The organism is Aggregatibacter sp. HK296 (assembly GCF_980469475.1).
Window position 1 is genome coordinate 866692 of sequence record NZ_OZ413142.1, and the last position, 13282, is coordinate 879973.

The window sequence follows — 13282 nt, forward strand, 5'->3', positions numbered from 1 at the left end:
TTGCCATGGCTGGCGCAAAAACGCGAAATCTTCTACAATGAGCCGTTTTTTACGAGGTCTTTTTTATGTATCAACGAACCCGATTACATTTACAAAATTTACAGCAAACCATGGAACGTTTAGCTTTGTGGCAAACGATGCCGCCACAAGAAGAGGCCTTTTTGAGCGATCAGCCTTTTGCGTTAGATACCATGAGCCCGACAGAATGGCTGCAATGGATTTTTATTCCGCGCATGTACGCACTTTTGGAAAGTCAGGCACCGTTGCCAAGCCAAATCGCGATCAGCCCTTATTTGGAAGAAGCGCTAAAAGAAGAGGCGTATTTGGCGGAATTACTACGCCCGATCATTAAAATCGAAGAATTGTTGCAACAACAATGAGCCTAGAGATTTTATATCAAGACGAGCATATAGTGGCGGTGAATAAACCGGCAGGTATGTTGGTTCATCGTAGCTGGTTGGATCGTCATGAAACTCAATTTGTGATGCAAACATTACGTGATCAAATTGGGCAATTAGTTTATCCCATACATCGTTTGGATAGACCGACGTCCGGTGTGCTGTTGTTTGCATTAAATAGTGAAATGGCAAATTTGTTATGCCATCAATTTGAGCAAAAACAAACGGAAAAAGAATATTTGGCCGTGGTTCGTGGTTATGTGACCGGGCAGGGCGAAATTGATTATCCGTTGAAAGTTCAATTGGATAAAATTGCTGATAAATTTGCGCAACAGGATAAAGAACCTCAAAGTGCGGTGACGTTTTACAATGGATTGAAAACCGTTGAAATGCCTTATGGCGTAGGGCGCTATGCCACCTCTCGTTATTCATTGGTTCGCTTAATACCGAAAACTGGGCGTAAACATCAGCTTCGTCGTCACATGAAACATATTTTTCATCCGATTTTAGGCGATACTCAGTACGGCGATTTACACCAAAATCGTGCTTTGACAGAGCACGCGGGGTGTTCTCGTTTAATGTTACATGCGGAAAAATTAACTTTTGTTCATCCGCTCACGCAACAGCCAATAACGCTTCAGGCAGGGTTAGATGAGCAATGGCAAAATTTAATGCAGATTTTTCAATGGTAAAAAATACGTAAAAAAACGACCGCACTTTTATGCAAATAATAAAGGATAGAAAATGTTAGAGAATGATTTACTTAATTTAACGCACGAACAGCAACAACTTGCCGTTGAAAAAATTCAAGAATTAATGTCGCAAGGTGTGGGCAGTGGTGAAGCCATTGCCTTAGTGGCAAAACAGTTACGAGAACAAAATACACAAAAACAAAATAAAAATGAATAAAGTGGGAAATTATAAAAGCTGAAGGGATTTTGCTAATTAATTTTTATTATTTTTTGTGATCTCGGTTTGATTTTACAACTTTTCTTATTGCACGACAGGGAAATTTATTTGAATATAAACGCCAACATATCAAGGTGATAGGGCAATTGTCTTATTGAAGTAAACGTAGTTCTAAAAGGACGAAAACCATAAGAGGTTTAAATTATGGAAATTGGTGTTGTTAAATGGTTTAATAATGCAAAAGGATTTGGCTTTATTTCTGCAGAAGGCAGTGATACTGATATTTTTGCACATTATTCTGTGATCGAAATGGATGGATATCGCTCATTAAAAGCGGGACAAAAAGTTCAGTTTGAAGTGATTCACGGTGACAAAGGTTCACACGCAACAAAAATTATTCCGGTAGCAGAATAATAAAGATTTCCTTATTTAGTCATTGAAATAAAGACAAGCCCAATTGGACTTGTCTTTTTTTATTTGAGTAAATCTTTTAATCCGGCTTTCATTGCCGACATTTGATTTTCATATAATGCTTTTTTCTCTCGTTCATCAATCATATACATAATTGTTTCCGAGAGCGTCATTTTCATTTTGCGGGAATATTTTGATAAACGAAGCCAAACCGCATATTCCAAATCAATGGATTTTTTCTTCGTGGATTGTTTTTCACCGTTGAAGAAGCGCTTTCTTCTGGCACGAATGGCTTGGTCCATTTTCATTACCAATTCAGGGGCTAAATGCGTTTTTATCCATTCTTCAATTTTTTGTGGATAGTTTTGGCAGCCGATGAGTTGTTTAACAATGTCTTCTTGCAAACTTTTTTCTGCATAGCGCGTGACATTTTCACCTTCACGGGCTTTCTTTGTTAAATATACCCATTTCCAATGAGCTTCTTGATTTTCTAGCTTTTGATATTTCATAGGAATTCTGTTTAGTGACGTGGTAACTCTTTCACTATACGCTGTTTATCGGCATTTTTCTAGCAGATTTTTACGCGATGCGAAGAAAGACGGGAAGAAATGTGCGATAATGCGCGCAAATTAAATAGACAACACAGAGATTAATGTGACTTTATCTTCTTTATCTAATACTACATTGCCTTGGCAGGCGTTACGTCCGGAATTGACGGTGACCGACATTCCTTCACAACCTCAGGATTTTTTTGCTTTACAGCCTGGCGCAGGTGAAGCCGTGCGTCATTTCATTCGAAATTCACACCGCACTTTATTGGTGTTGAAAGCGGATGATCAAGCGGAATATGCCTCTTTATTGGAAGGTTTTATTAAAAAGCACCAACCGGAAGTGGGCGTGTGTGGGGTGCAATATATCGTGGAACAAGGGGATTCTTTCTCTTTTCCACATGTTTACACTGAGCCAGCACAATCGGTAGAAGATAATTTTGCGGCTAAAAAAGGCGTTGCTACGGCATTATATTTGGATCAGTTCCAGTTATTCGGTTCGCTTAAAGTGCATGCGTCTTCTCATGATATTCAACTTCATGCTGGGCTGGTTCACCAGCTGAACAACGGCGTGTTGATCGTGAGTGCGGGCGCATTATTGGCACAATTTGATTTATGGCAACGTTTGAAACAGATTTTAACGACAGATGTGTTTGATTGGTATTCCGCTCATCCATTTAAAACGTTACCTTGTGAAATTCCGAGTTATCCTTTGTCATTGAAAGTGATTGTGCTAGGCAATCGCACGGAATTGGCTGCGTTGGAAGAGCTGGAAGAAGCGCTGTATCATTTAGCGGATTATGCGGAAATTGAAAGCTATTGCCGTGTGGAAACGGCGGAGCAACAACAGCAGTGGATGCGTTATGTGCAATGGGTTGCTCAACAAAATCAGTTACCTGAGTTGGATCTAAGCGGTTTTAATAAACTGTATCAATTATTAGTGCGTGACAGTGAAAATCGCCATTTGATTAATGTATCACCGCTTAAATTAAAAATGATGCTCACAGAGACCGCACTTTTAACGGAATCTAATCCACTCAGTGCGGTGGATTTTGAACGTTATTTTGAACATAAAACAGCGCAATTTGGTTTTCTGCGTGAGCAAACCTACGATGGTATTTTGCAGGAACAAATTTATGTGGCGACTGAAGGCGAGATGGTGGGGCAAATTAATGGTTTGTCGATCATTGAATATCCGGGCACGCCATTGTCTTTCGGTGAGCCTTCGCGAATTAGTTGTATCGTGCAATTTGGTGATGGCGAAATTGTGGATGTGGAGCGTAAAAACGAATTGGCAGGTAACATTCACAGCAAAGGCATTATGATTGCAGAAGCCTGCTTGGCCAACGTGCTTGAATTGCCGTCACAGTTGCCCTTTTCCGCTTCTTTAGTATTCGAGCAATCTTACGGTGAAATTGATGGCGATAGTGCCTCTTTGGCGAGTTTTTGCGTCTTATTAAGTGCCTTGTCTTCTTTGCCATTGCCGCAATCTATTGCCATTACCGGCGCAATCGATCAATTTGGATTAGTCCATGCCGTGGGCGGTGTAAATGACAAAATTGAAGGTTTCTTTACTATTTGCCAACGTCGTGGACTCACAGGTAAGCAAGGCGTGATGATCCCAAGTGCGGTGCTAAATCAGCTCAGTTTGTCGGAGGCGGTAGTCAGTGCGGTGAAAAATCAGGAATTTTTTATTTATCCGGTAGAAACAGTGGATCAAGCCTGTGAGATTTTACTGCAGCGTGATTTGGTGGAACAAGAAAATAAAATGTATGATTTTGACACCTTGCCGTTGTCTCGTTTGATTCATCAACGTATTGAGCAATATTCTGAACAGCAATCTCACAAATTCAGTTTATGGGATGTGTTTTTCGGGAGAAAAAATCGCTAAATCAAAATAGCCATCAAAAATTAACTGATCGGACAAGTTTGGCGTACAAGTGTTAGCTATTTTAAATGACGTAATGCTTTGCTAGAATCCAACCCGCATTCAACATTACGTTGTTTAACCAGATTTTATAGGATGATTAATAATGAACACTTGTACTCCAAACATTAAAGACAGTTACACTTACGAAGATTTATTGGCTTCTGGACGTGGCGAATTGTTTGGCAAAGAAGGTCCGCAACTACCTGCACCGACCATGTTAATGATGGATCGTATTGTAAAAATGACCGAGGATGGTGGTACCTTTGGCAAAGGCTATATTGAAGCCGAATTAGATATTCATCCTGATTTACCTTTCTTTGCTTGTCACTTTATCGGTGATCCGGTTATGCCGGGTTGCTTAGGTTTAGATGCTATGTGGCAATTAGTTGGCTTCTTCTTAGGCTGGGTTGGCGGTAAAGGTAAAGGCCGCGCTTTAGGCGTTGGCGAAGTGAAATTTACCGGACAAATCCTGCCAAGCGCGAAAAAAGTCGTTTATCGTATCAACATGAAACGTGTGATTAACCGTAAATTAGTCATGGGAATGGCTGATGGTGAAGTGGAAGTGGATGGTCGCGTTATCTACACAGCAACCGATTTGAAAGTTGGTCTTTTCCAAGATACGTCAAGTTTCTAATTCACGTTCCTAAAAAACATTGAAATTTTTGGCCGCACTTTTCTATTAAGGAAAGTGCGGTTTATTTTTCTCCTGTTTTTTATCTTTATAATGAATTGGTTAATTTTTTTGCAGTCATCCATACAATCAAATAAAAAACTTGTTTTAGCCTGAAAAGCTAGCTATTATTAGCGCACTTTTCACTGCGACCGTAGCTCAGTTGGTTAGAGCACCACCTTGACATGGTGGGGGTCACTGGTTCGAGTCCAGCCGGTCGCACCATCTTTTTTTGCTTATTTTTCTTCTTTCTTATCTCGTTTTTTATTTTTCCAAACCCGTCGCAGTCTTTCTGATCTTTTGCTAGAATCAGCGGGAAAAACACCTTTCTTATAACCTTGTTTTTCATCGTTTTTATTTTGTCTCTGATTGGAAATTACAATGGAAAATCAATCTTTTCTACAACAATTCTTTAAATTAAAAGAAAAAGGAACCTCGTCCAAAACTGAAATTATTGCCGGTATTACCACCTTTTTCACCATGGTGTATATCGTTTTCGTGAACCCGTCTGTGTTGGGGGATGCGGGCATGGATAAGCAAGTTGTCTTTGTGACCACTTGTTTAATTGCAGGCTTCGGTACGATTGCCATGGGGTTATTCAGTAACTTGCCTATCGCGTTAGCGCCGGCAATGGGCTTGAATGCCTTCTTTGCTTATGTGGTGGTCGGTAAACTTGGCTATTCCTGGCAAGTGGGCATGGGCACCATTTTCTGGGGTTCTGTCGGCTTATTGCTATTGACTCTCTTCCAAATCCGTTATTGGTTGATGGCATCTATTCCGCTCAGTTTACGGGTCGGCATTGGTGCCGGTATCGGCTTCTTTATCGCCTTAATCGGCTTTAAAAATATGGGGCTGGTCGTTGCGAATCCTGCAACGTTGGTTGCTTTAGGCGATCTACACAGTCCACAAGTGTTATTGGGCATCCTTGGCTTCTTTATTATCGTGGTATTGGCAGCACGCAATATTTATTCCGGCGTGCTAATTTCTATCGCTACAGTGACCGCACTTGCATTGTATTTTGACGAAAGCGTGATGTTTCATGGCATCGTTTCCATGCCACCGGCATTAACTCAAGTGGTTGGCCAAGTGGATATCGCCGGCGCCTTGGATACGGCACTTATTGGTATCATCTTCTCTTTCTTATTAGTGAACTTATTTGACTCGTCCGGCACCTTGCTTGGCGTGACAGACAAAGCAGGTTTTAGCGATGAAAAAGGGCGTTTCCCGAAAATGAAACAAGCCTTATATGTTGATAGCGCAAGCGCCGTTGTCGGATCGTATATCGGTACTTCTGCAATCAGTACTTATATTGAAAGTGGCGCAGGCGTATCGGTCGGCGGGCGCACGGGTATGACGGCGGTTGTTGTCGGGTTATTGTTTTTACTGACGATCTTCTTCTCTCCATTAGCCGGCATGGTGCCTGCTTATGCCACCGCGGGCGCATTGGTTTATGTGGGTATTTTGATGGCATCCAGCTTAATTAAAGTGCAATGGGACGACTTAACAGAAGCGACTCCTGCCTTTATTACGGCTGCGATGATGCCATTTACATACTCCATCACAGAAGGCATCGCTTTTGGCTTCATCAGCTATTGTGTGATGAAAGTCGGAACGGGGCGTTGGCGCGAAGTGAATGCACCGGTGTGGGTGGTTTCCTTATTATTCTTAATTAAATTTATCTGGGTAGGTTAATGATGCAAAAACTTCTTTTTATTTTAAATGAATCGTCATATGGCACAGAAAAAAGCTTCAACGCATTACGTTTAGCCGTGAATTTACAGGAAGAACATGGCAAGGAAGTGGAAATTAAAGTGTTCTGTTTTGGTGATTCGGTGTTAAGCGGCATTGCCGGTCAGCACCCAAATGAAGGTTCTAACGTACAACAAGTGATGGAAATCTTGGTGGCACAAGGTGCGGAAGTTAAACTTTGCACAAGCTGCACCAAAGCACGCGGTTTATTTGAAGCCAAATTAATTGACGGCATTACTCGCGGCACTTTAGATGATGTTTCCAAATGGACGTTATGGGCAGATAAAGTCGTTAATTTCTAACGAGAGTATTGGGCGGATTCGGTTCCGCCCTTATTTTATTCAATATTTTTCATTCTTTTAATCTTAACCATGCAACAACTCAATCCGATCTCCATTCCATTAAATGCTGTCAGCTTAATTGAAGCCTCTGCCGGTACAGGTAAAACCTACACCATGGGTTCCCTTTATTTACGTTTGTTACTGCAAGCGGGAGAAAATACCTTTCCTTATGCGTTGAATGTTGAGCAAATTTTGGTGGTGACCTTTACTGAAATGGCGACAGAGGAGCTGAAACGCAAAATTCGCGAACGTATTTACGATGCCAAACAAAAATTGACAGCTTATCAGCAGACACAAGATTCCGCGGTGTTTAAACAGGATGATTTTTTACGCGAATTGGTTGCGAGCATCACTGATTTACCTTTGGCGATTCAACGCCTGACTTTGGCGGAACAAAATATGGATTTGGCGGCGATTTATACCATTCATGGTTTCTGTCGCCGAATGCTGATGCAATACGCCTTCAATTCAGGCGTTCATTTCAATCTAGAATTGACTGGCGAAGAAGACGAGCTGTTGTTGCGCTTGGCACAAAAAATTTGGCGTGAGTATTTTTATTCACAGCCTTATGTGGTTGTCGAATTTATTCAAAAGAATTTGGTTTCGCCAAGCAATATTGTGACAAAAATCAAAAAATTTGCCGGAACCGAATTAAAACTTCCGGAAAAACGACCGCACTTTTTTGAGGGGACTTTCGAGAAATTTCTTTCAAAACTTACCGATTACTCGCAAGCATTAATCGCTCAAACGCAGGAATTAAAGCAAAAATGGCTAGAAAAAGAGGTGGAAATTACGGAGTTGATTGAAACAGAAATCAACACCAAATATAAGAATGCGAAAGAACAAAAATTAAACCGTCGCAGTTTCACATCAGCTAATCACCCGAAATGGCTTGCCGCTATGAAGCATTGGGCGGAAAACGAAAAAGCAGATTTTCCGGATTGTTTTTACCGCTTCGGGCAAACGGCAATGGACGAACAGAAAGGCGAGGAAGCACAGGAAGCTTTGAGCCATCCGCTTTTCATCAAAATTGATGAGTTGTTAGCATTTTCCGAACAACAGGCTTTACTATCTCAAGCGCTCTGGTTTCATTATTTAGAAACGCTGAATGGGCAGCTAGCCAAATACAAACTCAATCATAGCGAAAAAAGTTTTCATGATTTATTGCGCTTGTTAAAAGACGCCTTGTACCACCCGAATAATACTGAATTCGCGCAGATGATTCGTTATCAATTCCCGTTTGCCATGATTGATGAATTTCAGGATACGGACGCGGTGCAGTATCAGATCTTTTCTAAGGTATATGTAGAACCACAGCGATTAGATCCTGCGTCGGATAACGGCTTTATTATGATTGGCGATCCAAAACAGGCGATTTATAAATTCCGTGGTGCAGACATTTTTACTTACTTTAAAGCGGCTGATGAAGCGCAGCACCGTTTCAATTTAGGAAAAAATTACCGTTCTCACCAAGATGTGGTGCAATGTGTCAATCATTTGTTTGATTTTACCGAACAACCTCCGTTTTTATATGACAAGATTCAATTCCTACCGGTCGCAGCCAAAGACGATCATCCGCAATTTTGGTTAAACGGTGAACTGGAACCTGTCGTGCGGTTTTATGTGGATGAAGCTTCCGTAAAAGAGAATATGGCGAAAGCCTGTGCCATTTCTATTCAACATTGGTTGCAAAGTGCGGTGGAAAATACCGCCGATTTTCGTTCCGATGAAAAAGGCATCGAAAAAACGCTAAAACCGGAAAGTATTGCGGTATTGGTGCGTAGTCGCAAAGAAGCTGATTTGGTAAAAAATGCGTTACGTCGTCTTGGTATTGCTTCCGTGTTTTTGTCTGAAAATAGCAATGTGTTTGACAGTAATGCAGCAAAAGATCTGTTGTTAATTTTAACGGCATGTCTGAATCCGTTTTCTGAACGCAACATTTTAAATGCTGTTGCAACGGCGATTTTTGCGCAAACGGCGGCCGATATTCAGCGTATTCGTTTAGACGAAAACCGTTGGGAATATTGGGTAGAAAAATTTATTCATTATCAAAGAACGTGGCAAAAACAAGGTGTATTGGTGATGTTGCACCAGTTATTCCTACAAGAAAAAGTTACTGAAAAATTGTATCCCACCGTGGATGGTAAACGTCTGGTGACAGATTTGCTGCATTTAGCGGAGTTATTGCAAGAAGCGGCAACGTTGAACGAAAGTGAAGCCGCATTGTTACGTTGGTTTGAAAAGCAAATTCAAGGGGAAGATCGGCAAAAAGAGCAACAAGTGCGGTTGGAAAGCGAATTGCAGTTGGTCAAAATTGTCACGATTCATAAATCCAAAGGGTTGGAGTATGATTTAGTTTGGTTGCCGTTTGTCGGTTATGCCCCCAAATTTAGGTCTGAACACATTTCCACTTATTATGACCAAAAGCGGAAGGCGGTGCTGTGGGATATTGATGGTTCTCATGAGAAGGATGTAAAACAAGAGGATTTTGCCGAACAACTTCGTTTACTCTATGTGGCGCTGACCAGAGCGAAATATCAGTTGAATATCGGTGTGCCGAAAACCTTTGAGGAAAAGTGGAGTGCCTTGTTATATGTGCTCACTCAAGGGGAAATTCAAACGAATGAGAAGCCGACAGCCTACGATAGCTTACCGTTATTGAGAAAGTTGGTTCATGATGCCTCAGAGGGAAGTATTCAGATTTCTGAAACCTCGGCATTAAAAGCGCTAGATGCACCAATGCAGTCGGAGACTCAAGCGCCATTAAACGCGGCAACATTTACCGGTCATATTGAACAAAACTGGACGGTGACCAGTTTCAGTGCCATTGAGGCAATTCATCAAAATAAAAAATACTATAAAGAACAACTGGCGGCAGAAAGTGCGGTCGCTTTTGAACCTGTTTTTGATGGTGGCAAAGATTACGATTTTAATGAACAAGCAACAGAAACAATGCTTGAAAGCGCTAGTCATGAATCTGCCTATCCTTTCGGTTATTCGCCTTTCGATTTCCCGCACGGGATTAAAATCGGTACCGCGTTGCACCGTTTCTTGGAAAAATATGATTTTACTCAGCCGTTAAACGAAGACAAGGTAGAAAAACTCTGCCAATGGCTACAGTTAGAGGAAACCTGGTTGCCATCATTGCAACAATGGATGAAGGCGATTTTAGATACGCCGTTAAGTGCAGATGATCCAACGTTGAAGTTGAACAATTTATCTCGCCAGCAATGTGTGAAAGAAATGCAGTTTTATTTGAAACTCAATCGGGTATTTGATGTGTCGGCATTTAATCGTGCGTTGCAAAAACATCACTGTTTGCCATCAGAAGCGCTGCAATTTGATGCGATTAAAGGCATGTTGCGCGGTTTTATGGATTTGGTTTTCTGCCATAACGGAAAATATTATTTGGTGGATTACAAATCGAATTTTCTCGGTGTCGAGCCGCAAAACTATGTTGGCAAAAGCCTTGAGCAAGCGATGCTAGCAAACCACTACGACTGGCAATATTTATTTTACACGTTGGCACTCCATCGTTATTTGCAACAACGTGACGCAAACTATCACTACGAAACCCATTTTGGCGGTGTGTTTTATTGTTTTTTACGCGGCATGAACGGGGAAAATCAGGACGGTGTGTTTTTTGATAAACCGGATTATGCGTTAATTCAAGCCTTGGAGAATTTGTTCTGATGTTAACTTTATTATCTCAACTCAAAGAAAAAGGCATTATTAACGCCGCCGATTATTATTTTGCCGAGTTTATTCACCGTAAACAGCAGCCGTTTGATTATGCCTCATCTGTGCAAAACTTGACGGTGCTGATGGCGGCATTGTGTAATTTCAATTATCGTCAAGGCAACACCTGTCTTTTGTTGAACCAAGCCACTGAACAGGATTTATTCGGTTTACAGGATTATTTCAACGAACGTATTTATTTAACGGAAATTCAGCAAAAAATTGATTATTTGCCGATCTCCCAATGGCAATCTACCTTGCAAAAGGCGCAACACATCGCCTTTACGGATTCGCCATTACAGCAAATTGCGCCCTTGGTGTTGCAGTTTAATTGCTTGTATTTTTATCGCGTGTGGCAAGACGAATTTCGGATTGCCGATTACTTCAAAAGTGCGGTCTGTTTTGAGCCTGTTTTTTCAAGCAAACAACTCACTCAAATTGCCTCGATTCTCGATCGCTATTTTCAGGAAGAACAGGGGATTGATTGGCAAAAAATCGCCGTTGCCATGGCGTTACGTCAGCGTTTTTGTTTAATTACCGGCGGGCCGGGAACGGGGAAAACAACGACCGTAACCAAGTTGCTTTTAACCTTGCAAGAACTGCATCAAAACGGCTTACGTATTAAATTGGTTGCGCCAACAGGTAAAGCGGCAGCGCGTTTAACGGAATCCATTGTGGATGCCGTGGAACGTTTAAAACAGACATTTGCACAGGATCCAAATCAGCGGGAAATCATCGAGAATTTAGCGATTCCGATGAACGCAGAAACGATCCATCGTTTGCTTGGTGTACGCTTTTTCAGTGAAGAAACCCGTTATCACGCGGACAATCCATTGCCGTTGGATGTGTTGGTGGTGGATGAGGCGTCCATGATCGATCTCACCTTAATGGCTAAATTGCTTAATGCGCTCAAACCGGAAACCAAACTGATTTTGTTGGGCGATAAAGACCAACTTGCTTCCGTAGAAGCCGGCGCTATTTTAGGAGAATTAGGGCGTTTCGTGAATGCGGTAAAACCGACCTATAGCCCAAGGATGGCACAATATTTGCAGGCAACAACAGGGATGACATTGCCCTCTGAGGATAAGATAAACGCCATTAGCGACAGCATTTGTTATTTACAAGTCAGTCGCCGTTTTGGGGCGAATCCGGAAGTAGGCGAGTTGGCAACGGCGGTGAATTTAGGCAATGCGCTCAAGAGCTGGCAGTTATTGCAACAATATCAGCAACATCAAGATAAGCATTGTGGCGTGTACTTAACGGATTTTGCGCATTATTTGAGTAATAAAGACGATGTGCAACAGCGCAAAGCTTGCGTGAAATTGATTGTCGATCGTGCCGCGGAAGAATACGCGCGCTATTTGCAACACATTCCGTCCGCTGGCGTTCTTCAGGAAGAGCAAGTGCGGTCAATTTTTGCCGCGTTTAACCACATCCGTTTTTTAACCGCATTACGCGTAGGCGAGTTTGGTGTCGAGCAGTTAAACCTCGCTATTGCAGAAAAATTGCGTCAAAAACGGTTGTTAAAATTTCATCAGGAACGGGAATGGTATATCGGCAAGCCAATTATGGTTACGCAAAATGACAGCAGTGTAGGCTTGTATAACGGCGACATCGGCATTTATTTAGGCCATGGGCGCGTGTGGTTTGAACAAGGACAAAATAGCTACAAAACGGTGCTGGCAAGCCGTGTGCCGGATCATGAGACTGCCTTTGTCATGACCGTGCATAAATCTCAAGGTTCCGAATTTCCACATACGTTCCTGATTTTACCGTTAGAAAATAGCCCGGTCTTATCCAAAGAGCTGGTTTATACCGGCATTACGCGCACTAAAGATTTCCTCACGGTGTTTGCATTGCAGAGCGTGTGGGAAAGTGCAGTGAAAAATCCGGTACAACGACAAAGCGGATTAGGGCAGTTATTAGCAAAATAAAAGGGGGGATATATGACAAAATGGGATGAGCGTTATCAAACGGAAGAATATATTTTCGGCACGGAACCCAATGAATTTATCGCTAGAATTCAGCCTTACTTGCCAACCTCGGGAAGAGCCTTAGATCTTGCCACAGGAGAAGGGCGCAATGGCATCTTTTTAGCCCGCCACGGCTTAGAAACGGAAGGCGTGGATATCTCTCAAGTTGGATTGCGAAAAGCGCAAGCGTTGGCGCATCGGTATCAGGTACCCTTCACGACAAGATTGGCAAATATTGCTGACATGACGATGCCTACGGCGCATTATGCAGTGATTACGTCCGTCTTTTGTCATTTTATGGAACCGGAACGAACTCAAATCATGCAACGTATCGTGAATGCCTTGCAACCAGGCGGCTTGTTTGCCGGCGTCTTTTATCATCCTGATCAACTTCGTTATGGTACCGGTGGGCCTAGTCATGTTGAAATGCTCGGCACGTTGGAGGAAATGCAACAAGCATTATTGGGGCTGGAATGGCTATTGGCAGAGCATGATGTGCGAGAAATGAATGAAGGCAGCCGTCATGTTGGCGCCAGTTCCGTGATTTGTCTTTTAGGGCGCAAACCCTAGATTTTTTATTTGATGGTGAAGAATAAAAAGACAAAGTGCGGTCAA

12 protein-coding genes and 1 tRNA gene are annotated in these 13282 nt (G+C 42.1%); 12 read left to right on the forward strand and 1 reads right to left on the reverse strand.

Annotated features, from left to right (window positions below; genetic code table 11):
* Positions 1–65: 65 nt before the first annotated feature.
* The 4 genes from AC30SH_RS04140 to cspD all read left to right on the forward strand — a co-directional run bounded on the left by AC30SH_RS04140 (position 66) and on the right by cspD (position 1721).
* A complete protein-coding gene (locus AC30SH_RS04140; protein WP_314885660.1) occupies positions 66–380 on the forward strand; it encodes a YqcC family protein in 315 nt (104 codons plus the stop codon).
* Entirely contained in the window at positions 377–1090 is a 714-nt protein-coding gene (gene truC / locus AC30SH_RS04145; RefSeq protein WP_314885661.1) for a tRNA pseudouridine(65) synthase TruC, read from the forward strand. The genes AC30SH_RS04140 and truC overlap by 4 nt, the downstream gene beginning before the upstream one ends.
* 52 nt (positions 1091–1142) lie before the next feature.
* Positions 1143–1307 (forward strand): YoaH family protein, encoded by a 165-nt coding sequence (locus AC30SH_RS04150; RefSeq protein ID WP_109128630.1) that lies wholly within the window; start codon positions 1143–1145, stop codon positions 1305–1307.
* Between the two features lie 204 nt (positions 1308–1511).
* A complete protein-coding gene (gene cspD, locus AC30SH_RS04155; RefSeq protein ID WP_314885662.1) occupies positions 1512–1721 on the forward strand; it encodes a cold shock domain-containing protein CspD in 210 nt (69 codons plus the stop codon).
* A gap of 59 nt (positions 1722–1780) precedes the next feature.
* Here cspD and matP read toward each other — a convergent pair whose 3' ends face one another.
* Positions 1781–2227, reverse strand: a complete 447-nt coding sequence (gene matP / locus AC30SH_RS04160; protein WP_314885663.1) for a macrodomain Ter protein MatP — start codon at positions 2225–2227, stop codon at positions 1781–1783.
* Positions 2228–2372: 145 nt separating this feature from the next.
* Between matP and AC30SH_RS04165 the strand changes: the two genes are divergently transcribed.
* The 8 genes from AC30SH_RS04165 to AC30SH_RS04200 all read left to right on the forward strand — a co-directional run bounded on the left by AC30SH_RS04165 (position 2373) and on the right by AC30SH_RS04200 (position 13237).
* Positions 2373–4157 carry an AAA family ATPase gene (locus AC30SH_RS04165; protein WP_314885665.1) on the forward strand — a complete coding sequence of 595 codons (1785 nt, stop codon included), beginning with the start codon at positions 2373–2375 and terminating at the stop codon, positions 4155–4157.
* Between the two features lie 142 nt (positions 4158–4299).
* The gene (gene fabA / locus AC30SH_RS04170) at positions 4300–4830 is read left to right on the forward strand and encodes a bifunctional 3-hydroxydecanoyl-ACP dehydratase/trans-2-decenoyl-ACP isomerase (protein WP_006718349.1); all 531 of its coding nucleotides are present in this window, start codon (positions 4300–4302) and stop codon (positions 4828–4830) included.
* Between the two features lie 184 nt (positions 4831–5014).
* A tRNA-Val gene (locus AC30SH_RS04175) sits at positions 5015–5091 on the forward strand.
* Positions 5092–5247: 156 nt separating this feature from the next.
* Complete coding sequence (locus AC30SH_RS04180; RefSeq protein ID WP_212509651.1) at positions 5248–6558, forward strand: NCS2 family permease; 1311 nt, start codon at positions 5248–5250, stop codon at positions 6556–6558.
* A gap of 2 nt (positions 6559–6560) precedes the next feature.
* On the forward strand, positions 6561–6917 hold the full coding sequence (locus AC30SH_RS04185; protein WP_212510748.1) for a DsrE/DsrF/TusD sulfur relay family protein: 357 nt from the start codon (positions 6561–6563) through the stop codon (positions 6915–6917).
* 69 nt (positions 6918–6986) lie between these two features.
* Positions 6987–10649: an exodeoxyribonuclease V subunit beta gene (gene recB, locus AC30SH_RS04190; protein ID WP_489582163.1), complete on the forward strand. Its 3663-nt coding sequence runs from the start codon at positions 6987–6989 to the stop codon at positions 10647–10649.
* Positions 10649–12628, forward strand: a complete 1980-nt coding sequence (recD, locus tag AC30SH_RS04195) for an exodeoxyribonuclease V subunit alpha (protein ID WP_489582164.1) — start codon at positions 10649–10651, stop codon at positions 12626–12628. The genes recB and recD overlap by 1 nt, the downstream gene beginning before the upstream one ends.
* A 12-nt stretch (positions 12629–12640) precedes the next feature.
* On the forward strand, positions 12641–13237 hold the full coding sequence (locus AC30SH_RS04200; protein WP_489582165.1) for a class I SAM-dependent methyltransferase: 597 nt from the start codon (positions 12641–12643) through the stop codon (positions 13235–13237).
* The last annotated feature ends 45 nt before the right edge of the window (positions 13238–13282 follow it).